We start from the raw sequence: 24,273 nt of genomic DNA, 5'->3' as shown, positions 1-24,273 counted from the left end.
TCAGAACAGGACCACGGGCAGGCCGCCGTGGTCGAGCACGGTGAATGTCGTGCCGTAGAGTTCGGAAAGGCGCTCTGGATCGAGCGCTTCGGCGGAGGGTCCCAGCCAGCTGATCGCTCCGCCCTGTATGTAGGCCACGCGGTCGCACATTCCCGGAAGGGCGTTCAGGTCGTGCGTGACCAGGACGACCGTCAGGCCGAGTCGCGCATGGATGTCGCGGATGAGGGCCAACACCTCGCGCTGCGACTTCCAGTCCAGCGCCGAAGTGGGTTCGTCCAGGAGCAGGATGTCCGGCTCCTGGGTGAGCGCCCTGGCCACGGCTGTCCTCTGGCGTTCGCCTCCAGACACCAGGCCCAGGGGCCGGTCGGACAGATGCGCGATGCCTGTCAACTCCAGCATCTGCGTGGCCTTGGCCGCAAGCTCCCGGCCTGCCCTTTTCCAGAGGCCGAGCCGCCCGAACCCGCCGGTCATCACCGATTCCAGCACCGTGATGGGAAGCCTCGGGTCCACAGCGGCCAACTGCGCGACTGTGGCGACACGTTTGCGAAGCGCCGTGGCGCTTGCGCTGTCCAAGGCTTTGCCGAAGAACTCAATGTGCCCCGAGTCGGGCCGCAACAGCCCGGCAAGCGCGGCCAGCAAGGTGCTTTTGCCCGCCCCGTTGGGGCCGATCACTCCCAGGCACTCCCCCTCGGCGATCTCAAGATGCTCGATGTCCAATGCCAGGATGCCGCGCCGCAGTATCCGCACGGAATGCAAAGCCGCGACGGGATGCCCCAGGCTGCCACTGGCTACGGCGTTCATTTACCCAGCGCCGCCAGAATGAGGTCCACATTCTTGGAGACCGCCGCCTCCCAGGTGTCCGCCCCGGGATACCCGCCCGGAAAATTGGACAGCGTCGCATGGGCCGCGCCCAGGTCGTCGGCCAGCGCCTTGCCCGCCGCACCGGTGGACTGCATATTGTCAAGCACAAGGCGCGCGCCCGCCGCCTTGGCGGCGTTCAGGGCCTTGGCCAAGGCCTCCGGCCCCATCTCCTCGAAGCGGCCATAGTCGGCCACCACCGCAAGTCCCAACAACTCCACGAACGGACGTTGCATCACGTCGCACATCACGGGGGTGTTCAGAAGCCCCGCCTGTTTCATCCGTTCTCGCATCCTCTCTCCGGCAGCCTCCACCATCCGCAGCCGGTCCAGCGACTTTTCGCGATACGCAGCGGCGTGGCCTGGATCAACACGCTCCAGGATCGACTCCACGGCCCTGACGGCTTCGACCTGACGATCCGGGACCATCCAGTTGCCCTTAACCTGGACCACCACGGCGCGCTCCCTGGCCCCCGAGACTGCGTCCAGAATGGAGACCATCGCGGGCATGCGCTCCTGCCAGTCGTGCAGGAGAATGATCCTGGCCTGCGCCAGATAGGCCACGTCGGAGGTGCGGATGTCGTAGTGTCCGGGGCAGGCTGCGGCGGGGATGATGGTCTTCACCGCGACGCGCGAGCCGCCCAGGTCGGTAACGATGTCTTCGATGAGGGAAGTCCCGGCCATGACCTCCAACCGGTCCTGCGCCAGGGCGGGCACGGACAGGGACAGAAGAACAGCCAGCAGCCTGATGAACGGAGTCATGCGGTTCCTGCCGTGCGTTTGCGGGCCTTGGCCAAATACCGGCCCGGCATGTCGATGATGTCCGGTTCGTCGAAACCTGCGCTCTGGAACAGCTCCCGCATGGCGGCTTCGTCAGGCAGGCAGTCATTTGCCACGGCAGGATGCCCGCCGTGATGGCGCATGAGTTCTTCGCGGCTCAACAGGTGGGCGATGAAAAGCGTCGCTCCAGGCCTGGCAACACGGGCCATTTCCGCCATGGCGGCAGGCTTGTCGCAGAAATGAGGGAAGGCCGCGAAACAGACCAGGGCATCGAAGGAGGCATCCTTGAGGGGCAGAAACATGGCCGTGGCCTGCATGCGGCACATGCTCCCGCCCGGTTCCTTGGCAATGGCCTGACGCATCATCTCGAAAGAGACGTCGAAGGAGAAGATGACCCCGCCGGGCCCAACTGCCCTGCGTTCGTATGGCAAAATCGTTCCCGGCCCGGAGCCCATGTCCAGGACAACCCCGCCCCTGGGAAGCCCCAGTGATTCGACCATAGGCCACAGGCGCTCCCGGACGTTGTCCGGGTAACAGTTCGTTTCCCACTGTTTGGCGCGTTCGTCGAAAAATGCCGCTCTTGGATCGCTCATGCGTTCCCCCTTTGAGCAGTCACGATAGCACGAGACACTAAAAAATAAAACCAACCCGGTCAGTTCCAAAACACCAGCACGGCATAAAAGCGGTCGGCATCGGCCCACAGTTCCTCGAAGCTGGAGAAGCCTGCGTTGAGGGCAATAGCTCCAAGCGTCGCGGCGCTTTCCTGATGACCATGCTGTCCCCAGTGCCGGGTCATCATGTCCTTTTCGTCGTTGGTAAGTTCGGGCCATCCCGAACGGCAGGACTTGGATATGCGTGCAATGTACTCCTGGCGGCTTTCTCCGTCCTCCAGGACGGGGTCGTGCGCGATCACGGCTCCGCCAGGGCGCAGGAGCGTACGCGCCCGGGTGAAGAACGCTTCCTTCCGCGCGCGCGGCAGGTGGTGCAGAAAGAGTCCCAGCCAGATCACGTCATATGATCCGGGCTGCTGGCTGAGTGCTTCTTCATACCCCCCGAGCTTGAGGTCCACGGGAACACCCACGCCAGAAAGCGATCCGCGCGCCCGCTCCAGCACGTCCGCGTCGTTGTCCACGCCGGAGTAGGATCTCACAGGGACAAAGCGCAGCACCCTGGCCACGTCCCTGGCGTCGCCGCACCCCAAATCGAGAATGCGCGGCGGCTGGTTGAAGGTTTCCGCGAGCGTATGCAGCAGCGTGTCATAGGCTTCGGCGTGGTGCATGCGGTTGGCTTTGCGTGCCTTCTCGAACACCCGCCACTTCTCGAACCCGGCCTGTACGTCCGTATTCTGCGCCATGTGATTCTCCAAATCTGGAGAGGCCCGGACGTGCGCCCAGGCCTCTCGGGGTTGGGTGGAGCGGAGCTAGAAGCTTACGGAAAGCCCGCCCATGACCGAGGTCGGCGGCATGGGGTATCCGGGGCGATACTTGTAGAAGCTGTTGGTGATGTTGTTCACGGCCACGAACACTTCGGCGTCGGTCTTTTTCCAGGTCTCGAATTGGAAGAGGTAGGAGAACTTGGCGTTCACCAGCCAGAAGGCGTCCACCTTGCTGGTGTTGTAGGTGTTGAGCCTGCGGGCCTGAGACAGGACATACTGCTGGTCGACATACTGGGCATCGGCGGAGATCTTGAAGTGGTCCAGGAACAGATAGTTCGCGCCGAAACTCAAAGTCCACTTGGGCGAGTACGGCATGGAATCGGGGTCGGTGTTCAGAAAGTTCATGCCCGCGAAAAGCGACAGGTTCTTCATGGGGGTTACGGTGATGGTGGACTCGACGCCCTGGAGAGTGAAGTTTGCGATGTTGGCGAACCCTTGGGGCGCACCGGTGGCGGGGTACATGACGTAGCGGTTCGTGCCGTGGTCCGAGTAGAAGGTTACGTCCAGTTTGGCCTTGTCCTCGTAAGCATAGGAAGCGCCTGCCTCGAAGTGGTTGGTGACTTCCGCCTTGAGGTCTCTCCAGCGCTGTCCCAGGGCCGGGATGACGTTGGCCGAGAAGATGGCCACGTTGAGGCCCGGATAGCTCACGCCGCGAGAGTAGCTGCCATGCACCTCAAGCCCTTTCCAGCCGAGAACCAGGCCTGCCTGGGGCGACCATTCGGTGGGAAACTCGCTGTGCGTGTAGAGGCGCACGCCGCCCGAAGGGATGATGTACCAGTCGTCTCTGTTCTTGTCCTTGTCGCCTTCGCCGAACTTCTGGGAGACGCCCATGTACGGGGTGAAGATGCTCCAGGTGCGCCAGGGGAATTCCGCCTGGGGGTTGTTGGCGATGACGGGATAGGTCAGCGCGCCTAGGCGGGCCAGGCGCACGGTCAGGTCGTTGGTGAACGTGGCGTGCCCGCTCATGAAGTCCAGGTCCGCGCCCGCGAGGATTTCGCCTCCCTTCCAGAAGTTGAAGGTGTGCCGGAGGCGTCCGCCGTAAAGGACGGAATCGGACAGGGTGTCGTTGGCCGTGCCCGTCTGGTTGTACCAGTAGCCGGTGCCGCTGTTGGCGTAGAGCTTGAGGTGGCCTTTGCCCCACTCGAAATTGTCCGCCAGGGTGACCACGCCGTGGGTGAACTGTGTGGTGTACAGGCCACTGCGGTTCTGCGGCTGGCCTTCCGGACCGGGGTCGTTGGCGTAGTTGTCGGTGTGCAGGATGGTGCCGGTGACTTCCAGATTGTCATTCAGCTTGTACCCGGCGAGGCCGTAATACGCCGCCAGGCGTCCGTCTGAGTTGGGGCGGTGGCCGTCGGAACTGCGGAAGCTTTGGCCCACGTAGTAGTCGAAGTCACCGACTTTGCCGCCGTGCTCGGCAGTCTGCATCCAGGTGTTGAAGCTGCCGTACTGGCCGGTTCCCTTGGTGAAGAACCCTTCTTTCTCCACCCGCTTGGGTGTCACGTCCAAAGCAACGAACGCGTTGTTGAAGCTGCTTAAGGGCTGGGCACCTTTGTAAATACGGATGCTGTAGGCCGGGTCCACGCTCAAGAAGTCGATGAGCGGGTGGTTCCACAGGCCCATGTACGCAGGCGCTCCGTCCACCTGGGTCATCAGCTCGGAGCCGGGGCGACTGGTTCCCATACCCCGGACGAACACGCCGCCGCCTTCAGCCCCGCCGTAGGAACCGATCACGTTGTAGCGGGACATGGTCACGCCGGGAGTGCGCCTGAGCGCCGAGGTCATGTCCGGCGCGTTCATGTCCGACACCTGCTCCTTGGTGACGGTGGTCGTCTGGCCTGCGTACCGGTCTACCTGGTTGCCCTCGATGATGGGGGGGGCGACAACCTTGACCTCTTCCATGGTCACTTCGGACCCTTTGTCCTTTTGGGTGTCCTGGGCTGATGCAAGGCCGGGACAGACCGTCAGGACCAGGAGAGCCAGCACGACTGCGAGACGGGTGTTCATGTGGGTTCCTTCGTCAGGTGTTGGAGTTTGAGCCTCTGGTGGATGGACGACACAATCGAAGCTCCCGGACGGTCCCGGTGGAACCGTATAGGTATGTTTTCATCTTTCGTGTTACGAAGGCTCGTGTTACTAATCTTATTATTTGCTGTCAATGGTTACACGATTTTCAATAATTTAATCATGGAGTACAATACACTGACAACAAACAGCTTTTTTCGGCTTCCCGCGCGCACCCAGGTTGACATGAGGTGTAACCAAAGACATAAGTAGCATGTTTTCGTAATACGTATGTCAAGAGGGCAATCATGGGACCTGGGAAGACAGAAAGCACCTGCCATTGCGACCGCGAAACAGTTCACGCCGACACCTGCTCCATGAGCGCTTATCCGGGCTTGACTCCTCTACCTGTCGACGAAGGGAGTGCTCTCCCGAACGTCAAGCCGACCGGCTGCGTCCTGGGGTTCGGCGACATCCTGCTTGGGGACAAGGCTCTGGGCTGCTGCGTCATCGACGCGCTGCTCCAGTCCGAGCCGGGACCGCAGGTGACGCTGGCGTACTGCGGCGGGGATTTCCGGGGCATCGAGGCCTGGCTCTACAGGGCCTGCGACGTTCATGTGGCCCTGGCGGCTTCGCTTGGCGGTCGGCCCGGAAGTGTCTGGTCGTTCGACTGGCCGGGCCTGAACCTTGCCTGCGGGCTTTCCGGCGGCCTGGACCTGTTCAGGGACGCGATGGGAGCGGCCCTGACGCGGCTGTCGTTGATCGACTCCGGCCCCGCGCAGGTGACGTTCCATGTGGTGGAAACCGGGACGCAAACCGGATTCGGAATGACGCAGGAGGCGCTCAGGGCTGCCAGAAAAGTAGTGGGGAGAGTCCTTCGCGGTTTGAACGGGGTCGGCCTCGCGGCCAGGCGGACCGGCCCCACGGACAGGCTCTACCGTTCAATCATTCTGGGGAGGGCCTTTTAACCGTCTTACATTTGGGGGGGGCATGCAGCGGCGTGTGGGAGTCGTGGCAGTGATGGCCCAGAGCCGGGAAAACTCGGCGGAATCCATCAACAGAATCATCAGCGAACACGGTGAATTGATTCACGGGCGCATCGGCCTGCCCTTCAGGGAGTGCGGTTCGAGCGTCATCGCCCTGATCGTGGAGGCAGACACGGACGAGCTTGGGGCGTTCACGGGTAAACTCGGGATGCTCCCGGGGGTGGAGGCCAGGACAATGCTATTCGGCGGCCCCGGGCGTTGCCGGGGCAAAGGAGTCTGACATGGGTGGGGATACTTCTGCGCATTGGCTCGACGAAGGCAAAATTGCCGCATCCCTTGCAAAGGCGGACACCGTCGATGCCGGGCAGATACGGGAGATACTGTCCAAAGGCCTTGAGATGAACGGCCTGGACGCCAGTGACGTGGCGGCCCTGTGTTCCGTGGAATCGCCGGAACTGGCCGCCGAACTCTTTGAGGCCGCCCGGCGCGTCAAGGAGGACATCTACGGAAACCGTCTGGTGCTCTTCGCACCGCTTTACATCTCGAATCTGTGCTCCAACGAATGCCTCTATTGCGCATTCCGGGTCAGCAACAAGCAGTTGGCGCGGCGCGCCCTCTCCCAGGAGGAAATCGCCCGTGAGACGGAAATCCTCATCCAGCAGGGACAGAAGCGCATCCTGCTGGTGGCGGGCGAATCCTACCCGGAGGAGGGCTTCGGCTACGTCCTCAAATCCATCGACACCATTTACAGCGTCAAGTCCGGCAACGGCGAGATACGGCGCATAAACGCCAACGTGGCCCCGCTGGACGTGGAGACCTTCAAGGAACTCAAGGCCGCCGGAATCGGCACCTACCAGTGCTTCCAGGAGACCTACCACCGCGAAACCTACGCCAGGATGCACAAGGCCGGACGCAAGCGCGACTTCGACTGGCGCGCCACCGTGTTCGACAGAGCCATGGAGGCGGGCATCGACGACGTGGGCATGGGCGTGCTCTTCGGTCTGGCTGACTGGAAGTTCGAGGTGCTGGCCATGATGGACACCATAACCCACATGGAGAAGACCTTCGGCTTCGGCTGCCACACCATAAGCGTCCCCAGGATGGAGCCCGCCTTCGGTTCCGACGTGGCCGCTGCGCCGCCGCATCCCGTGTCGGACGCGGACTTCAAGAAGCTGGTGGCCATCCTGCGCCTGGCCGTGCCCTACACGGGAATCATCATGTCCACCCGCGAGTCGGCGGACATCCGCCGTGCCACCTTCGACATGGGCGTCTCCCAGATATCGGCGGGCAGCCGGACCAACCCCGGCGGCTACAGCGACAACGAGGTGGCCGAATCGCAGCAGTTCCAGTTGGGCGACCACCGCAGCTTGGAAGAGGTGGTGCGCGACGTGGCCGAGCTTGGCTTCGTGCCGTCCTTCTGCACGGCCTGCTACCGCACTGGCCGCACCGGCAAGGACTTCATGGATCTGGCCAAGCCGGGACTCATCAAGCGTAAATGCGCCCCCAACGCCCTGGCTTCTTTCGAGGAATACCTGCTGGATTACGCCGGGGACGCCACCAAGACCTCAGGCGCGCGGGTGATCAGCAAGGAACTCGGAGACATGGACCCCGCCGTTGGCAAGCTGGCCAAGGGGCTCATCGACAAGGTGGACCAGGGACGCCGGGACGTCTTCTGCTGAGGACGCATATGCCGGGAATCCGTACCGAGCACGATCTCCTGGGCTCAAGGGAGGTCCCCGGGGACGCCTTGTATGGCATCCACACGGCCAGGGCGCTGGATAACTTCCCTCTCACCGGGAGGCCAGCGCACCCGGCCCTGGTGCGCGCCCTGGCCAGGGTCAAGCTGGCCTGCGCCCTGGCCAACGTGGAACTCGGCTTTCTGGATGAGCCCATCGGGGGCGCGCTTGCCCAGGCCTGCGAAGAGATGATCTCCGGCAGGCTGGCCGGGCACGTGGTTGTGGACGCCTTGCAGGGCGGCGCTGGCACCTCGGCCAACATGAACGTCAACGAGGTGCTGGCCAACCGGGCGGAAGAGATTCTCGGCGGGCGCAGGGGGGAGTACCAAAGGGTCCACCCCCTGCGTCATGCGAACCTGCACCAGTCCACCAACGACGTCTTTCCCACGGCCCTGCGGATCGCGGCGCTTGATCTGCTGGGGCAGCTCGAACCGGTGGTTGCGGCCCTCCAGGAATCTTTCCAAAGCCAGGAGCACCGGTTTGCCGGGGTGCTGAAGCTCGGGCGCACCCAGCTCATGGACGCCGTTCCCATGACTCTGGGAATGACCTTTTCCGCCTATGGCGAGGCCATTGGCCGCGACCGCTGGCGCATCTTCAAGTGCCGGGAGCGTCTGCGCGTTGTGAACCTGGGCGGAACGGCCATCGGCACGGGGCTGGCCGCGCCGAGGCGCTATATCTTTCTCGTCGTGGAGAAGCTGCGGCAGGTGACCGGCATGAACGTGGCCCGGGCCGAGAATCTGGTGGACGCCACCCAGAACCATGACGCCCTGGTGGAAGTCAGCGGCATCCTGCGGGCGCACGCGGTGAACCTCTTCAAGATCTCCTCGGACCTGCGGCTTCTGGCCTCAGGCCCCGCCGCAGGATTTGGCGAGCTGCATCTGCCCGAGGTCCAGGCCGGTTCCAGCATCATGCCCGGCAAGGTCAACCCCGTGATCTGCGAGGCAGTGGGCCAAGCGGCCATCCGGGTGATGGCCGAGGACCACGCGCTGGCCCAGGCCGCGCAGCTGGGGCAGCTTGAACTGAACGCCTTTTCGCCGCTCATGGCCCAGGCCCTTCTGGACGCCGTCAGCCTGCTCATAAACACCGGCACGATGTTCCGCGTGCGCTGCGTGGACGCCATCGAGGCGGACCAAGCCCGCTGCGCGTCCCATGTGGAGGCTTCCTGGTGCGCGGTGACGGCCCTGGTGCCGGTCATAGGCTACGAAGCGGCCACGGCCATCGCGGCCAGGGTGCGGGGCGAAGGCATCGGCCTGCGTCAGGCCGCTCTTGAATCCGGCGTGCTGTCGGCGGAGCAGCTTGAACGCCTGCTCTCCCCGGAGAGCATGACCGCGCTGGGGTACTCATGATGGCATCCTCTGCCACCATCGCCGACGTCCGGCGGTTCCTGTTCGACACGCCCTTCGGGAAACTGATGCGGGCCGCCGACCTCGCCCGTCGACGCGCGCTGGGCGGCGACGTCCACCTGCGCGGCATCATCGAATTCTCCAACTGCTGCTGCCGCAGCTGCCTGTATTGCGGCCTGCGGACGGTGAACACCAACCTGGAGCGCTACTGGATGGAGCCCCAGGAGGTGGCGGACCTGGCGGTGGCGGTTTTCCGGCAGGGCATCCGTACGGTGGTTCTCCAGTCCGGGGACGACCTGGCCTACTCCGTGCGCGACATCTCCTGGATAGTGCGCAGCATCAAGAACAGGGCGGACATGGCCGTGACCCTCTCCGTGGGAGAACGACCCGTCTCACACTACGAGGCATGGCGGGCGGCGGGCGCGGACCGCTTCCTCATGAAGCACGAGACCGCCAACCCGGAACTTTATGCGCGCATGCATCCGGGCAAGACGCTCGGGGAGCGCCTGGAGTGCCTGACCGCGCTGAAGCGCCTGGGCTATGAGCTGGGCACGGGGTTCATCGTGGGCCTGCCCGGACAGACCGAAGAGGACTTGGCGACGGATGTGGAACTCGTCCGCGCGCTGGGCGCGGACATGTGCGGCGTGGGGCCGTTCGTGCCCCAGGCGGACACCCCCCTTTCCAACCACCCGGGCGGCAGCGTGGAAACGACCCTGCGCATGGTCGCCGGACTGAGGCTTATGCTTTCGCGCATTCACCTGCCAGCCACCACCGCCCTGGCAACCCTGTGCGAAACCGGCCAGGACGCCGCCCTTCGCGCCGGGGCGGACGTACTCATGCCCAACTTCACCCCGGCCACACGTCGGGCGCAATACCGCATTTACGACGGAAAGGCCCGCGTGGGCCTGGACGAAGCTCGCCGCACCATCCTGGGGGCCGGGAGAACCATCGGAGAAGGACTCGGAGGACGTACCCAATGCGAGAGACCCCCAAGGGCCTGCGCCTGCACATAGGCATTTTCGGACGGCGCAACGTGGGCAAATCCTCGCTCATGAACGCGCTGACCGGACAACAGGCGGCCATCGTCTCCAGCCAGCCGGGAACCACCACGGACCCGGTGGAAAAAGCCATGGAGCTTTCCCCCCTGGGGCCGGTTCTTTTCGTGGACACAGCCGGTCTGGACGACGAAGGCCCGGTGGGAGAGCTGCGGGCGGGCCGTTCCCTGGACGTGCTCGCGAGAACGGACCTGGCACTTCTGGTTACCGGGGACGGTCAGTTCGGCCAGTTTGAACAGACTTTGGCGGACCTTCTGGCCGAGAAGAACATCCCCTTCGTGGTGGTGGTGAACAAGACCGACCTCGCCCCCTTGTCCCCGGCCTTCGAAGCGTCCCTGCGGGAAAAGGGTCTGGCGGTCCAGGGCGTGAGCGCAAGCGACGGCTCCGGCCTCGGCGGACTGAAGAGCCTGCTTATTGAGAAAAGCCCGGAGCAATGGTTCGAGGAACCCAGGCTCCTTGGCGATCTCGTGCCGCCGGGCGGGCTGGCCGTGCTGGTCGTGCCCATCGACCTGGGGGCTCCCAAGGGCAGGCTTATCCTGCCGCAGGTGCAGGCCATCCGGGACATCCTGGATTCGGACGCGTCCTGCCTGGTGGTCAAGGAGCGGGAATTGGCCGACGCACTGGAGAACCTGCCCCGCAGACCCGACATCGTGGTCTGTGACTCCCAGGTGGTGCTCAAAGCGTCAGCAGACACTCCGCGCGAAATCCCTCTGACCACGTTCTCCATCCTCATGGCCCGTTTTAAGGGCGATCTGCCCGCGCTGGCCGCCGGGGCTGCGGCCATCGACACACTCGCACCGGGCGACAGGGTGCTCATCGCCGAGGCCTGCACCCACCACCCCCTGGCCGACGACATCGGCCGGGTGAAGATTCCCCGCTGGATCAACCAGTATGCCGGTGGGGGCGTCGAAGCCGTGCTGGCCTCGGGCAAGGATTACCCCGAGGACCTGGAATCGTTCAAAGTGGTGATTCACTGCGGAGGGTGCGTCATCACGCGCCGCCACATGCTCTCGCGCATGCACGCCGCCAAGGCGGCAGGCGTGCCCGTCACAAACTACGGCGTGGCTATCTCGCGGCTACAAGGCGTGCTTGAACGGGCGCTGGAGCCGTTTCCCGCCGCGCTGGAGGCATTTCGATCAGCCCAACCCAAGGAGGTGCGAAAACCCGGCTGAGGCTCTCGATCCAACCCCCAACACCTGGAGGACTATCCATGGCGCGCATCGAAATGGAGAAAATCTTCTACGAAGATCATGCTCCCAATCCCAAGGACGATCCGGATAAGCTCTTTTTCATCCAGATCGACGAGAAGAAGTGCATCGGCTGCGACACCTGCATGGGCTATTGCCCCACCGGAGCCATCTTCGGCGAATCCGGCGGGCCGCACTCCATCCCCTACGAGCCCCTGTGCGTCAACTGCGGCCAGTGCCTGACCCACTGCCCGGTCGGCGCGATCTACGAAGCCCAGTCCTGGGTGACGCCCATTACGGCCAAGCTCAAGGACAAGAGCATCAAGAAGATCGCCATGCCCGCGCCCGCCGTACGCTACGCCCTGGGCGACTGCTTCGGCATGCCCGTCGGGTCCGTGAGCACCGATCACATGCTGGCCGCCCTCAAGGCTCTCGGTTTCGACCACACTTGGGACAACGAGTTCGCCGCCGACGTGACCATCTGGGAAGAGGGCTCGGAACTTGTCGGCAGGCTGACCAAGAAGATCGACAAGCCTCTGCCCCAGTTCACCTCCTGCTGCCCGGGCTGGCACAAGTATGTGGAGTCCTTCTACCCGGACCTGCTCCCGTACCTCTCCAGCTGCAAGTCGCCCATCGGCATGTGCGGCGCGCTCTCCAAGACCTACGGGGCAGACAACATCAAGGTGGACCGCTCCAAGATCTACACCGTGTCCATCATGCCCTGCACGGCCAAGAAGTACGAAGGCATGCGCGCGGACCTGTGGTCCAGCGGCTACCAGGACATCGACGCCACCATCGACACCCGCGAACTGGCCTACATGATCAAGAAGGCGGGCATCGACTTCGCCAAGGTCAAGACCGACAAGGTGGACCCCCTCATGGGCGCTTCCACGGGCGGCGCGACCATCTTCGGTGTGTCTGGCGGCGTCATGGAGGCGGCGTTGCGCTTCGCCTATCAGGCCGTCACCGGAAAGCCGCCCCAGAGCATGGACTTCAAGCTCGTGCGCGGTGGCATTGACGGCGTGAAGAAGGCGGACGTGAAGGTCGGCGACGTGGACCTCAAGGTCTGCGTGGTGAACGGACTCAAGAACGCCAAGCCCATCCTTGAGGAGATCAGGGCCGGGAAGTCGCCCTATCACTTCATTGAAATCATGACCTGCCCCGGCGGCTGCGTCTGCGGCGGCGGCCAGCCCGTCATGCCGGGCGTTCTGACCTCCATGGAATGGAAGACCACCAAACTCTACGCCGGTCTGCGCAAGCGCCTCGAAATGTACAACACCAACAAGGCATAGGAGGTGAATATGAGCATTGCCGACTTCACCCGCCGCCAGTTCCTGAAGGCTTCCTGCGTGGTGGCAGGAGGGCTGGTCATCGGCCTGCGTACCACCAAGCAGGCTGTCGCTGCCGCCAAGCAACTGAAGGAATTCATGATGGACCGCATCAACGGGGTCTATGGCGCTGATGTCAAGTTCAAGATCAGGGCTTCCCAGGACAACCCCCAGGTGAAGGCCCTGTACAAGAACTGGCTGGAAAAGCCCATGAGCCACAAGGCCGAGCAGTTCCTGCACATGCACTTCACGGATCGCTCGAAGAACATCGCCGCCCTGAAGGCTGCTGGGAAGTTCCCCAACCCGCGCCAGAAGGAATTTGAAGGACCGTATCCCTTCTAGGCTGATGTAACGCGTCATCGCCTGCGGGAAGGGGGAACCTGACCCAAGGGCGTTCTTGCCGACTCTGGCGCGGGATGCTTCGCCTCCCTGTTCAGGACTTACCCCCCACGGCTGAATTCACTGAGCCGACTGTTCCAGATCGTGGTGGTGGCCCGGCTCTTGGCAAACGGACGTTTGTCGGCCTGACTCTTCTTGCCAGCTGTTTCGTGAAGAAAAATCTGCCTCAGGCCTTAACGTCATGCCCTCCCTTCCTTGCGCATCTGTACAGTGAGCCTTGAAAGCGCTTCATCAAGATGATCCAGCCAGATAGTCTGGAAACCGTCGTGAAGAAGAGATCCCTTTTCGACGGGCATCACCTCCAGTCCGACGGATGAAAGGGAGTGGAGCCACGAGCGCGCTGAATCCCCGAATATGTCGACACGTGTCAATGGCCACCCTAATCGATCCAGCCATGGCCGGGTTAATGAAGCCAGCGAACGATGCGTTCTGCTTTGCTCTTGCTCCGTTGGTTTTTGACGGCTGGATCTGATCCAGCCATTCCTTATCCGCCTTTCTCTTCAGTTTTGGCTGGGCCTTCATTCTCTCCACTGGCCCTTGGGGAGCGGTAGCTTTTTCCATCCAAAGTTACCCGATAGGCTCCATGCCGAAGGCGATCCAGGGTCGCAGCTCCCAGCAGCTTGTTGTGGAAAGCCTCACTCCATTCATTGAAGTCCAAATTGCTGGTGACTATAGTCGATCTGCGCTCATAGCGCTCGGCGATGACATCGTGGAAGTCCTCGTCTTGCCCCGGCCGCATAGGCTTGAGTCCGAAATCATCGATGATGAGCAGCTCGATCTTGGCCAGATGGGCCAGTTTTCGCTCATAGTTTCCCACGGCTCTAGCCGCCGACATCTGGCCGAGGAGCTTTGCGTGAGAGGTGAAAAGCGTGTCATGTCCACGGCGTACGGCCATGTGCCCAAGCGCCTGGGCCAAGTGGCTCTTGCCCGTCCCGCACGGCCCCACGATGAGTACCGGGGCCTTCTCGTCCATGAAGCGGCAGGTGGCCAAGTCCATGACCAGGGATTGGTTGATGCCTGGATTGAACGTGAAATCAAAAGATTCCAGAGTCTTTTGTGTATTGAAGCCAGCCCGGCGCTGAAGTTGGGCAAATTTGTGTTGTTCCCGCCTGGCGAGTTCATCCTCGATGAGCATGGCCAGGAAATCCGTGTAGGATAGTTTTTGTTCCACAGCCTGGCGGTTCCGCACTTCCAAGGAATCGAGGATACCGGACAGGCGTAACTGTTTGAGCAGAGGCAAAAGTTGCGGCATGGGATGCATGATAGACGTCCTCACTGCAACCTGAGTTGGGTCGGGCGGATGAAACGGGCTTGGCCGCCGTAAACCGCACTCAAGGTGAGCGGTGACGAAAGCGGCTGCTGATCCAGTCCCTTCTCCAATATCTTCTTCAACGAGCCGTAGGTTGGCGTGCCGTGCGCAAGGGCGCGGGCACAGGCCGCTTCCAGGCGATTGTTTCCAAACTTGCCGACGAGACGGATAACGCCTTGCGCCGCGCGCAGTTTGTCGAGCACCTTGTGCTCGAATAAGGCCTCCACCAACTCCCGACAGCAAGCACCGATCTTTTCCGCCTTTTCCAGGCACCACTGAGGATCGGCCATAAGATAAGCTCGAGCCTCGGGTGGCTGGTGATCATGAACCGTTGAACGCTGGCCAGGGTTCCGCAACCTGGGATGCATGGCCACCAAAGTCTGACCGTGGTAAATCTGGACGCTTTTCTCGCTGGCGCGCAACCAAAGGGTTTGATGGACCAACGTGAATGGCGCGGAGTACCGGCGTTTTTCAAACTGGACATGGCAGTCGCCGTGCAACTTTACCTGTGCCCATGCAGCCGGTTCCGGGGCCACGTCGGGCAGCCTTCTCAGGAAATCCTTTTCCACCTGAGCAAAGCGGGTCAGAGGGCATTCCCTGGTGGTCCCGTGGATACGATTGCCGGCCGTTCCCAGAACCCATTCACCGGCCTGGCGGTTGAGGTCGGCCAGGTCGCGGAACTCACGCAACGGCAGGAAGTTCTTCTTCACATACTTCACACCGGACTCGACGATGCCCTTTTTGGCCGGATCGCGAACTGGACAAGGAGAGATGAGAAAACCATAGCCTTCCGCGCTTTCCGCATAGCCACGCTGCACCTCGGGGTCGTAGTAACAGGCCTTAGTGATTGCACATTTAGGATTGTCGAGAATCACTTTTCGGGGAACTCCGCCGAAAGACTCAAAGGCGCGCCGATGACAGCCCAACCAGGTTTCCACCCTCTGGTCCAGGACGAACTCCACGTACTGATGCCGACTGAAGGCTAGGGTCATGACGAAGAACCAAGTTTTGAACACCTCACCGGTCCGGAAATCCACAACCGGCGGTCCTGTCCCAAAGTCCACTTGCGCGGCCTCCCCTGGCTTGAAGTCCAGGATAATCGTCGCTGGCTCCGTCTCCCGATGCCGTAGCAGGAAGCGTTTCACGGAGTTGTACGCCCCGCTGAAACCAAAGTTGCGCACCAGGGTCTGATGGATGGCCACGCCCGTGACACCGCTCTTGGCCCAGGCCAGCACCTGCTCAGCATAAGGCTCGACCGATGAATCCTGTTTCTGGACTACTCGGCGCCCAACAATCTGAGCGATGGCTTCGTTGGACGGCATGGGGGAACCTGGATCGAGCCATCCTTGCTCGAGCGCGGTACGGCGTAACGCCGCCGCTTTGTTGCGGCCCATTAGCCCAACCTGAGAAACCTGACGGTTCGTTTCTCCCAAGCGCATTCTGCTGATGATATTGCGAATTTCATGCACCGCGAACCTCCGGTTTGCCATCATTCCCTCCAAGTGTGATGAAGGGGGATAGCCGTTTCGGAAGCTCAAGCGAAGCTGATGTGCATCGTCCAGATCATGTCCTGGTGGCTCCATTACCCTGGCCACGCTATGGCACGACACCCCGGCCCTGGTTTGGCTCTATATGGGTGGCCGCCGACAACACGGACGTGGTGTCCGGGAACACACATTAACGGCACCAGGAAAACGCGTCTGGCGCCCATCCGGGCAAGGCGCTCCTTGACAGCGGACAGCCCCGGTTCGCCGAGAAGCGTCCCCACAACGGCCTGCGGGACGAGCCGGGAAATTGCGCTCTCGAAGGCCATGTAGAAGGCCTGGCCTGCGTGGTATGTGCCATGTCCCACAAGGACCACGGCATCCGACTCCTCCCGCGCGGTCGGAATATAGTCCACCGCAGCCTGCGCGGCCCGCATGATGTCCTGCGGGTCGTGAAGCAGGGGCGAACCGACGCTTACGTCACTGAGCCCCTTCCTGGGGTGCAGCATTCCCATGGCCTGTTGTACCGTCCAGTCGTATTCCACTCCCGGGACCGTGTGCAGCGACTGCACCACCACATGCCTCACGCCCTCGTCGATCATCTGCGACAATGCCTCCGCCACGGAACTGCACGGATAGCCGCGCTGGCGAAGTTTCGCGCGTATCCTGTTGGCCGTGAAGGCCCAGCGGACATCCAGACCGGGGTGTTTAAGCCGCACCTGTCTTTCAAACGCTTCGAAATGCAGCTGGACATCGTCAAGAGCGCAGCCGAAAGCCGCCAAAAGGATGGCGGTTTTCCCTATGCGGGCCTTGGGCGTTCCCGAGTGCTCCCCGTGGTGATGGTCGTGGTGGTCATGGCCCTCGCAGCACTCGTGGTCATGGTCATGCCCGTGGTGGTCTGAAGAACTGTGGTCATGTTCAGCGCCATGGTCATGGTGTTGTGCCCGTGTCCGCAAGAGCAGTCATGGTCGTGGTCATGGGAGGAAGCAGATTGAGAATCGGAACTCTGTGAGGAAGAAACAATCACGTCTGTGGCCTCGCTAATTTGTATTCGTAATGATTGTAAAAGGGAATGGAGAAGCTACAGCCTGTCGCTGAAATTTACGACGGCATGTCTTGAATGCGTACGGTCTCTGTCAACATGAATAACGTCAACTTCGGTCCCGTATACTTCTGATAGAACAGCGCCATTTACGCTTTCGCTGGCCAAATGCCGGGCCTGGGGGGTCTCATTGTCCAGAACGAGAACGGAGCAGTGTCCAGCCAGCAGATGGTCTGGCTGGTGCGTAGAGAACATGATGCCGATGTTTGACTGTTCTGCCAAATCATACAGCAATCTGAGCGTGCGGACCTGTTTGTCCAGGTCCAGGGAAGAAAAGGGTTCGTCCACAGAAGCGTTTCGCACCCAGATGCGATGGCCCTGGCGATCAGCACCAGCTGCCGCTCTCCACCGCTGATGTGAAAGAAAGATCGCTCTGCGAGGTGCGCCACCCCAACGCGCTCCATGTACTGATCAAAATGGATTCGTACTTCTGGCCGAGATTCCGATTTTCCCATGACACGCTTGATCGCCAAGCCCACCAGAGCAAGTGCGACGACGCCAGCGACGATCAGCAGTCCGCTCCCCTTACCGCTGGGCCAATGGGGCGCGAGGAGCCTCCCTGTCTAGTGCGGACGGTAGGCGAATGATGAAATGCGCACCTTTCCCGGACTCGGACTCGACCTCAATGGTCCCGCGATGATGATTGACCACGATGAAATACGACACAGAAAAGCCAAGCCCCGTCCCACTACCAACTTCCTTGGTAGTGAAGAACGGCTCAAATACTTTTCTGCGCAATTCATCGGCCATTCCCGGCCCGTTATCCTTGATGTCAATTTGCACCATGCCGTCCTCAAGGCGTGTGGACAAAACTAAACAAGGCTCCCTTGATCCAACCATGGCGTGAGCCGCGTTAGTCAAGATGTTCATTAACACCTGTTGAATCTGGGTGGCCAAACCCATCACGCTTGGCGACCGACTGTCGTAGTTCTTAATGATTTTGATGTTGCGGAAATCATAATTGCTTTTCAGATCGTAATCTGTGGCGCATAACTCCAGTGACTTATCGAGAAGTGATTTAATTTCTACTGGCTGATGCCCGGACGAATCGCAGCGACTAAACGACAGCATGCTTCTTACAATCTGAGAAGCCCTCCTCCCTGACTCCTCAATGGCGTCAAGAAAGTTGAAGATTTTCCTGGCCGCGAGAAATATTTGAATGGATTCGAAGGTACACCCTGATTCTGAAGCCGCCCTTTCGCTCAATGCGCTCGGCTCTTTGAGCCTTCTCTTGATCACCTGAAGGCTTTGCAAAATGCCACTCAAGGGATTGTTGATTTCATGCGCCATGCCAGCCGCCAAGCCTCCCACGCTCATCATTTTCTCAGTCTGGATCATGAGTTCCTGCATTTTCATCCGATCCGTGACGTCCCTTGCCACGCCGAGGATGAAATTGCTCCCCTGCTCCTGAAACACGCACGTTTGAACTTCGACCGGATACTCCGTGCCGTCTGCACGTCTGTGCGATCCGAACACCGTCACCACCCCCTGGGCCAGACATGTGGCTATCAACCTAGAGTATGATTCCGGGGTAGCCGACAAGTCGATATCCCATACGCGCATATGGGTGAACTCTTCGCGTGAATAGCCGAGCGTTTCGCGGGCATGGCGGTTTGCATCCAAAATGTTCCCGGAATCGTCTGCCAGGAAGATTGCGTCCTGTGCATTGTCTGCGAGGCGTTTGTAACGCTCTTCACTTTCCTGCAAAGCCCTTTCGGCCAATTTACGCTCGGTGATGTCGGCATTGGTGCCAGCGACCTTTCTGGGCTTGCCCTGCGCATCGCGATCAACGACATTTCCCCGTCCACGAATCCAACGCCACGCTCCGCTCTTTGCCCGCATGCGAAACTCAATCATAAAGCTCAAGCTCTCCGCAGATGCTAAACAGACCTGGATAGCTGCAATACTAGCCTCGAGATCATCCGGATGACAGAGGCTCTTCCATGCTTCCAGGTTCATGGGAAAGGCGTTGACCTCGTACCCCAACATTTCATACCAGCGGGGACTGTAGTATGTCACGTCGGTGGTCAGGTCCCATTCCCAGATGCCGTCTGATGTCGCAGCGATCGCGTTGGCATAGAGCTTCTCGCTTTTGACAAGGGCCTCTTCAGCCAACTTACGCTCCGTTATGTTGGTGAGCATGGCGAAAGAGCCTTCGTAGGTGCCGTCCACTCCCATCACAGGGCTTGTGGACACCATGCACCAGAGAGGCCCCCCATCTTTTTTTTTGTAGCGCAGATCGTAATAGCCAGGAAGTCCATTACTTCGGCAGGCAATTTGACGATCGTAGTCCGCATAATCCTCTGGGTAAATGAACTCCTTTATATGCCTGCTGAGCATCTCCTCAAAATTGTATCCAAGCATATGTAATAGAGAGCCATTCACATAAGTGACATACCCCTCAACGTCCATGCCAATGATGCCTTCACTGGCCGTTTCCACTATTCGGCGGTAACGTTCTTCACTCTGCTGTAATGCAATTTCAGACTTGCCGCGTGCGAGTTCTCGAGCCTTAAGCTCGTTTGCTAAATGGTCAAATGACTTTGCGACAAGGCCGATAGAACCAGATATTCCAGCCCAGTCCTAGCTTCTAGGTCACCGCTCTCAAGCTGCTTGGCGGTGTTAGCCATTTTCTTCAAAGGAATTACCAAGCCCCGTTTTCCTATAAGGTATGCAGTGGCCAAGGATAATAGCGAAGCCACGGAAAGCCAGATGAGATACCTTATGGTAACGGCATCAGCTTTGGCAATAATCTGGGCTTCAGGAATCCCCACGGTAAAGATCATATAGGGCGGTCCGCCAGGATTGAGTCTCAACTGGCGGGAGATGTAATGGCGGCGAGCGTCATCCTCGTCCATGTGATCAGAATGGCCCTCATGGTCCTCAAAATACGGCTTCAAGCCTTTTGGCGTAACGCTCGCAAAATATTGTAGCCAATCGTTTGGCGAAACGGGCGTCCCGATTCTGGATTTTTCACCCTCAGGATATCGAACCATGCGAACCCCAGTGTCGTCCAACACCTCAAACACAGTACCGGGGGGCATGGCGGTGAGTTCAAACATGGCGTAATAGCGGTCAAGCTTTAGGCTGGTGGCGAGTATCCCGACCAAGCGACCTGAAAAATCCATTACCGGGAAGGCAAAGGAGAATACAGGGACCTTGCTGATGGACCCAACTTGATATTGACCTGCTGAGAACTCCAAGCGATTTTTTGCATCTGCAACGTGCTTTAAGTGCATTATATTGGACTTCAGGAAAGCTCTTCCCGAGGCCAGTGCGTCCCCATTCGTGTTCAATAGAACGATGTTCCCGTGATGAGGATTAAGCTCGAGCAAGTTCTCAAAGAGCAGAGAGCACTTTTTGACGTCCAACCCCTGGACCTCTGGCAATTGAGCCAAAGTAGAAAGGAGCTGCTTCACTCCCAGTGTGATCGCTTCCTGCTGGCTGGCGAGGCTACCGCAGATGAGCTGTGAACCCGCTTCAGCTTCTAGCTGCTCCTTTTTCCGGAGTTCATCTCCCGTCCAGAGGATGACAACAACCATGGGCAGAATCCCAGCCAGAATGACCAGGAGGAGGTTGGCCCGCACCGAGCTGGGAAGCATAAAGCGCATAGCTACTCCGCACAATGGCACAAAATGCCTAAACACTTCACCGCCTCAATAACTTTCTGCATCCACCTCAAAATGTCATGTCCAGTCTCGGAGCCAGACTGAAAAAGGACCAGCAGACAAAGGGCGAAGGGTAAAAATCCCATCCACTCTGACTCACCCCGACTGGTCCTTCGCCACCACGAGCGTCAGGGTCAGCCGAGATTTCAGTCAGCAGGAAACGGGGCATATTTTTCTGGATGCACCGGGAATGAATATATCTCACCATCGTTGCCAATCTAGCTGGTTATTGAGGTGTAACGTTTATTGAGGACATGCGCGGCTTGCCATCAACAATTTTATTGAAACTCTGTCGGGATTTTCAACCACCTTAAGAACATCAGCACCTGTAACCCCAATATATTTAGAAACAAATTCAACAATGCTAGATATACAGTCGAAACCATCGGTTTTATTAGAAAAGTCAAAGCCGTTAAGAGAAAGTATAGCAGACACCAAATGCCACCTCAAGTCATCGTCAGAGTCTACCCATGTATACCTCAGGATTGCTCTTAACATCATATCAAATTTTGCACTTACCTTATAAATCTCAGTGTTCAACATGATTGTAAGCCACGAGGACCTAGAAATGCGCCTTTCTTGCAGCATCTGCTCAAAACAAGTCAAAGAAATTATGTGCTCCGCAGCCATCATCTCATCCGCTACGGAGTCCCAGTCTTCCAGTAAGAGTGAATACTCCAATCTGTCATAGTCCATTCAAGCAGTCCTATTTTCCAGTATCCCGGGAAACTTAACCGAAATCGCTTGACCTCTTGTTACCTAGTTCACACACTACTCATCCAGTATCGTCATTTTTACTATTTAGTAGCTATGTGAACGCTGTCAACCAAACGTGGCAAACGTACATCTACTCTAGGTCACGGCAAAACGGTGATTGGGACATACCTCGCTTCTCCTGCAAGAGGGGCGGACCGGGGAGACCAATCCCCCAGCTCCAGGGGAAAGGCCCAGGAAGGGGCCAGCCCGCGTGAATTTGGGAGAGGTCTGGGCCTGACCGGGAATGAGGGCCGGGAAGCCCTGGAAGACTATCGGGCCAGGGTAAAAATAACATCCCCTGTGACTCTCTCCGGCTGCCCCTGCGTCAAATCCCGCGTCAGTGCTCATCCTTGTAGAAAAGGGTGCGCGGCCCCCTTCGTGTATCCCTGGTCTGAGCCAGGATCGACGCTCGCTCTTTGTATCCTACGTCAATGCCAAGGTCTTTCGACTACCCAAAACCGTACTAGTAGAGCCCGACCCTGCACCGCCCTCATCCTTCATCTGGTCGATCAAGTTTTTGAGCACCTGGGCTTGATGAGCAAGTTCACCAACAGCCTGAGCGGATTGTCTCATCGCATCGGATGTCTCAGATGAAATCCGGTTGACGTCCTCGATGCTCCGATTGATCTCTTCACTGGCTGCCGATTGCTGTTCAGATGCGGTGGCTATCGACCGGACTTGGTCAGTTGTTTTCTCAACGAGAGATACAATCTCGTTCAGTGCTTCACCAGACTTACCCGCCAACCCAGTCGCAGCATCGATCTTTGAAACCGCGTGTTCGACGTTGGAGATGTTTTTCCGTGCCCCCTCTTGAATCCCACGAATGGCATCGCCGACTTCTTTGGTGGCGGTCATGGTCTTTTCAGCAAGCTTTCGTACTTCATCGGCGACAACCGCAAAGCCGCGTCCAGCATCACCAGCACGCGCAGCTTCGATGGCCGCATTAAGAGCCAGCAAGTTGGTCTGGTCAGCGATGTCTGAAATGACGTTGAGGATTTGACCAATTCCTTCGGCCTGTTTGCCAAGGGAGGTCATATCGGTTTTGAGTTCAAGTGCAGATGATTGAACCTCTCCAATCCCCTTGACCACTTGAGCAACAACCTGCGAACCGTCTTCGGCTTGGCGCTTGGCTTTGTCGGCAGTTTCAGCAGCCTGGGAAGCGTTTCTCGCAACTTCCAAAACCGTCGCGTTCATTTCTTCCATGGCGGTTGCAGTTTCACTTACCCGATTCGATTGTTCTTCAGAACCACGACTCGACTGTTCGATCTGGGCCGAGAGTTCTTCGGATGCAGATGTGACTACTTCGACGACACCATCTAATTGGTGAGCAGCCTGAAGCATGCCCTCTGCTTTAGCACGTTCTGCTTTCGCTTTAGCGTCGTTGGCCTCAAGGGTCGCTTGCTGAGCCTTCTCAGCTTCAATAGCGGCCTCATTGCTTTTTTGATCAGCCTCCTGGATCTTTAACTTCAAGCTTTCAACCATCATCCGGAGGTTATCAGCCAACACTCCTATTTCATCACTCTGTTGTATATCAAGACTTTTGTTTAAATCACCGCCAGAAACTGCAATTGAATAGTCAACTGTTCTTTTAACTGGCTTTGTAACTAGAAATGAAATCCAAAAAGCTATAGAATTTGAGATTATAATGCACAATATTGCGACAATAAACAACTGCACCTTTCTCTTTTCGGCCATTGGCAATGCAATCTTTGAAGATTCTTCTGCAATATACTTGTTCAAATTGATGATATCACCAAGCAATTTCTCTGACTTCAGTATAATGGATCGTGATTGTCCAGTAGACAATGCAATGGCCTCGGATCTTTTCCCTTGCTTAACTAACGAAATAATTTCCCCTTGAGATGCCTTCCAATCTTTCCAAACAGGCAAGAACTGTTTCCATAAAATCTCTTCTTCTTTTGTTTGTGGCAGTGGCTCGTAAATACTGAATCCTTTTTCAGCCAGCTTTATCAAATTTGAAACACGTTGCTCTTGAAAATTTACTTCTTTTTCAGTGACAAACTCCGGAACAAGCATCGATCGTTCAGAACATAATATTGCAATTTGAGCGTTCTGCATCATATACAATCCGACAAGACTTGGAAGCCTAACTTCGGCGACTTCCATTAATGACGAGTCAGTTTCGTCGATACCAATGTAACCAACGACACACAACAATGCAGCCATTAACGTAGAAACAGCTGAAATAAGAAAAAGCTTGGTCCGCAATTTCAAATTTTTCACGTTGTTGCCCCTTTTCTTTCCAAAAGTGAGAACAAGCAAATCACCCACAGTCTTCATATTTAAGAACCCAAACATTTTCAAGTAAAGCCCCAGAAAGGGACCAGCCCGTGCAAATCCAATGGGTGTCCTGGGCAGGGCCAGGAAGGAGGACCGAGAAGACCCAGGTGACAGATGGGTTAGGGTGTATTCACAGCCCCTTCGACTCCCTCCAACTGTTCCTGCGACAACATCCGCGTCAATGCTGTCATTGACCGCCCTAATGGAGCCACCCATGTCCGCCCCTAATGGAGCCACTTGGATCAGCGTTTCCGGGCTTCGGACGTGTTAAACATCTAGTTGTTTTCCCCTGCACCGGCAACGCAGTTTTTGATCATGGCCTCTTCCCTGGAGCTTCGGAAACTTCGACCTTCGAGGACCACCTTGTATGCTCCGTGCCGCAAGCGATCCAGGGTCGCGGCCCCCAAGAGCTTGTTGTTGAAGGCTTCTCCCCATTCGGAGAAGTCCAGATTGCTGGTGATGATCGTCGGGCACCGCTCGTACCGCTCCGCGATCAGATCATGGAAATCCTCATCCTCTGAGGTCTTGAAGGGTTTCAGGCCGAAG

General features: G+C 58.7%; 22 protein-coding genes. 9 read left to right on the top strand and 13 right to left on the bottom strand.

The window, feature by feature from the left end; genetic code table 11:
* The 5 genes from G453_RS24630 to G453_RS0116115 form a co-directional block, all read right to left on the bottom strand.
* Nucleotides 1-801 (bottom strand): metal ABC transporter ATP-binding protein, encoded by an 801-nt coding sequence (locus G453_RS24630; RefSeq protein ID WP_051272520.1) that lies wholly within the window; start codon nt 799-801, stop codon nt 1-3.
* Nucleotides 798-1,619 carry a metal ABC transporter solute-binding protein, Zn/Mn family gene (locus tag G453_RS0116130; RefSeq protein ID WP_027191886.1) on the bottom strand — a complete coding sequence of 274 codons (822 nt, stop codon included), beginning with the start codon at nt 1,617-1,619 and terminating at the stop codon, nt 798-800. The genes G453_RS24630 and G453_RS0116130 overlap by 4 nt, the downstream gene beginning before the upstream one ends.
* The gene (locus G453_RS24625) at nt 1,616-2,230 is read right to left on the bottom strand and encodes a class I SAM-dependent methyltransferase (RefSeq protein ID WP_084502429.1); all 615 of its coding nucleotides are present in this window, start codon (nt 2,228-2,230) and stop codon (nt 1,616-1,618) included. Before G453_RS24625 ends, G453_RS0116130 begins: the two co-directional genes overlap by 4 nt.
* 59 nt (nt 2,231-2,289) lie before the next feature.
* Nucleotides 2,290-2,991, bottom strand: coding sequence for a class I SAM-dependent methyltransferase (locus tag G453_RS24620; protein ID WP_051272518.1), 702 nt, complete (start codon nt 2,989-2,991; stop codon nt 2,290-2,292).
* Between the two features lie 66 nt (nt 2,992-3,057).
* Nucleotides 3,058-5,076, bottom strand: coding sequence for a TonB-dependent receptor (locus tag G453_RS0116115; protein WP_027191885.1), 2,019 nt, complete (start codon nt 5,074-5,076; stop codon nt 3,058-3,060).
* 305 nt (nt 5,077-5,381) lie between these two features.
* On the opposite strand from G453_RS0116115, the gene G453_RS0116110 reads away from it, so the two are divergent.
* From G453_RS0116110 to G453_RS0116075, 8 genes are read left to right on the top strand one after another with little or no spacing between them, the layout of a single operon-like run.
* Nucleotides 5,382-6,041, top strand: coding sequence for a hypothetical protein (locus G453_RS0116110; RefSeq protein WP_027191884.1), 660 nt, complete (start codon nt 5,382-5,384; stop codon nt 6,039-6,041).
* A 22-nt stretch (nt 6,042-6,063) separates the two neighbouring features.
* Entirely contained in the window at nt 6,064-6,339 is a 276-nt protein-coding gene (locus G453_RS0116105) for a TM1266 family iron-only hydrogenase system putative regulator (protein ID WP_027191883.1), read from the top strand.
* 1 nt (nt 6,340) lies between these two features.
* Nucleotides 6,341-7,738, top strand: a complete 1,398-nt coding sequence (hydG, locus tag G453_RS0116100; RefSeq protein ID WP_027191882.1) for a [FeFe] hydrogenase H-cluster radical SAM maturase HydG — start codon at nt 6,341-6,343, stop codon at nt 7,736-7,738.
* 8 nt (nt 7,739-7,746) lie between these two features.
* Nucleotides 7,747-9,141: an aspartate ammonia-lyase gene (locus G453_RS0116095; RefSeq protein ID WP_027191881.1), complete on the top strand. Its 1,395-nt coding sequence runs from the start codon at nt 7,747-7,749 to the stop codon at nt 9,139-9,141.
* The gene (gene hydE / locus G453_RS0116090) at nt 9,138-10,151 is read left to right on the top strand and encodes a [FeFe] hydrogenase H-cluster radical SAM maturase HydE (protein WP_235731783.1); all 1,014 of its coding nucleotides are present in this window, start codon (nt 9,138-9,140) and stop codon (nt 10,149-10,151) included. The genes G453_RS0116095 and hydE overlap by 4 nt, the downstream gene beginning before the upstream one ends.
* Entirely contained in the window at nt 10,115-11,365 is a 1,251-nt protein-coding gene (gene hydF, locus G453_RS0116085) for a [FeFe] hydrogenase H-cluster maturation GTPase HydF (RefSeq protein WP_027191879.1), read from the top strand. The genes hydE and hydF overlap by 37 nt, the downstream gene beginning before the upstream one ends.
* Before the next feature lie 38 nt (nt 11,366-11,403).
* A complete protein-coding gene (locus G453_RS0116080; RefSeq protein WP_027191878.1) occupies nt 11,404-12,672 on the top strand; it encodes a [FeFe] hydrogenase, group A in 1,269 nt (422 codons plus the stop codon).
* A gap of 9 nt (nt 12,673-12,681) precedes the next feature.
* Nucleotides 12,682-13,050, top strand: coding sequence for an iron hydrogenase small subunit (locus G453_RS0116075; RefSeq protein ID WP_027191877.1), 369 nt, complete (start codon nt 12,682-12,684; stop codon nt 13,048-13,050).
* Nucleotides 13,051-13,591: 541 nt separating this feature from the next.
* Here the strand turns inward: G453_RS0116075 and istB are convergent.
* From istB to G453_RS27365, 3 genes are all read right to left on the bottom strand, one after another.
* A complete protein-coding gene (istB, locus tag G453_RS0116070; RefSeq protein ID WP_027191876.1) occupies nt 13,592-14,368 on the bottom strand; it encodes an IS21-like element helper ATPase IstB in 777 nt (258 codons plus the stop codon).
* An 11-nt stretch (nt 14,369-14,379) separates the two neighbouring features.
* Nucleotides 14,380-15,885, bottom strand: coding sequence for an IS21 family transposase (istA, locus tag G453_RS0116065; RefSeq protein ID WP_027191875.1), 1,506 nt, complete (start codon nt 15,883-15,885; stop codon nt 14,380-14,382).
* A 113-nt stretch (nt 15,886-15,998) separates the two neighbouring features.
* Entirely contained in the window at nt 15,999-16,682 is a 684-nt protein-coding gene (locus G453_RS27365; RefSeq protein WP_169725350.1) for a sirohydrochlorin cobaltochelatase, read from the bottom strand.
* On the opposite strand from G453_RS27365, the gene G453_RS28475 reads away from it, so the two are divergent.
* Entirely contained in the window at nt 16,605-16,802 is a 198-nt protein-coding gene (locus tag G453_RS28475; RefSeq protein WP_051272516.1) for a hypothetical protein, read from the top strand. The two genes, G453_RS27365 and G453_RS28475, sit on opposite strands and share 78 nt — an antisense overlap.
* A 725-nt stretch (nt 16,803-17,527) precedes the next feature.
* Here G453_RS28475 and G453_RS24610 read toward each other — a convergent pair.
* The 5 genes from G453_RS24610 to G453_RS0116035 form a co-directional block, all read right to left on the bottom strand.
* Nucleotides 17,528-19,483: a PAS domain-containing sensor histidine kinase gene (locus tag G453_RS24610; RefSeq protein WP_268870788.1), complete on the bottom strand. Its 1,956-nt coding sequence runs from the start codon at nt 19,481-19,483 to the stop codon at nt 17,528-17,530.
* A 44-nt stretch (nt 19,484-19,527) separates the two neighbouring features.
* The gene (locus tag G453_RS0116050) at nt 19,528-20,613 is read right to left on the bottom strand and encodes a cache domain-containing protein (RefSeq protein WP_027191874.1); all 1,086 of its coding nucleotides are present in this window, start codon (nt 20,611-20,613) and stop codon (nt 19,528-19,530) included.
* 300 nt (nt 20,614-20,913) lie between these two features.
* The gene (locus G453_RS0116045; RefSeq protein WP_027191873.1) at nt 20,914-21,366 is read right to left on the bottom strand and encodes a hypothetical protein; all 453 of its coding nucleotides are present in this window, start codon (nt 21,364-21,366) and stop codon (nt 20,914-20,916) included.
* Nucleotides 21,367-21,849: 483 nt separating this feature from the next.
* On the bottom strand, nt 21,850-23,670 hold the full coding sequence (locus G453_RS27360; RefSeq protein WP_235731782.1) for a HAMP domain-containing methyl-accepting chemotaxis protein: 1,821 nt from the start codon (nt 23,668-23,670) through the stop codon (nt 21,850-21,852).
* A gap of 332 nt (nt 23,671-24,002) precedes the next feature.
* Nucleotides 24,003-24,273: ATP-binding protein (locus tag G453_RS0116035; protein ID WP_027191872.1), on the bottom strand; the 271-nt coding region annotated here is incomplete at its 5' end.

Source organism: Fundidesulfovibrio putealis DSM 16056 (assembly GCF_000429325.1).
Classification (GTDB): domain Bacteria; phylum Desulfobacterota; class Desulfovibrionia; order Desulfovibrionales; family Desulfovibrionaceae; genus Fundidesulfovibrio; species Fundidesulfovibrio putealis.
Note: the sequence above shows the minus strand (reverse complement) of the source record. Positions and strands in the feature narration are given on the sequence as shown.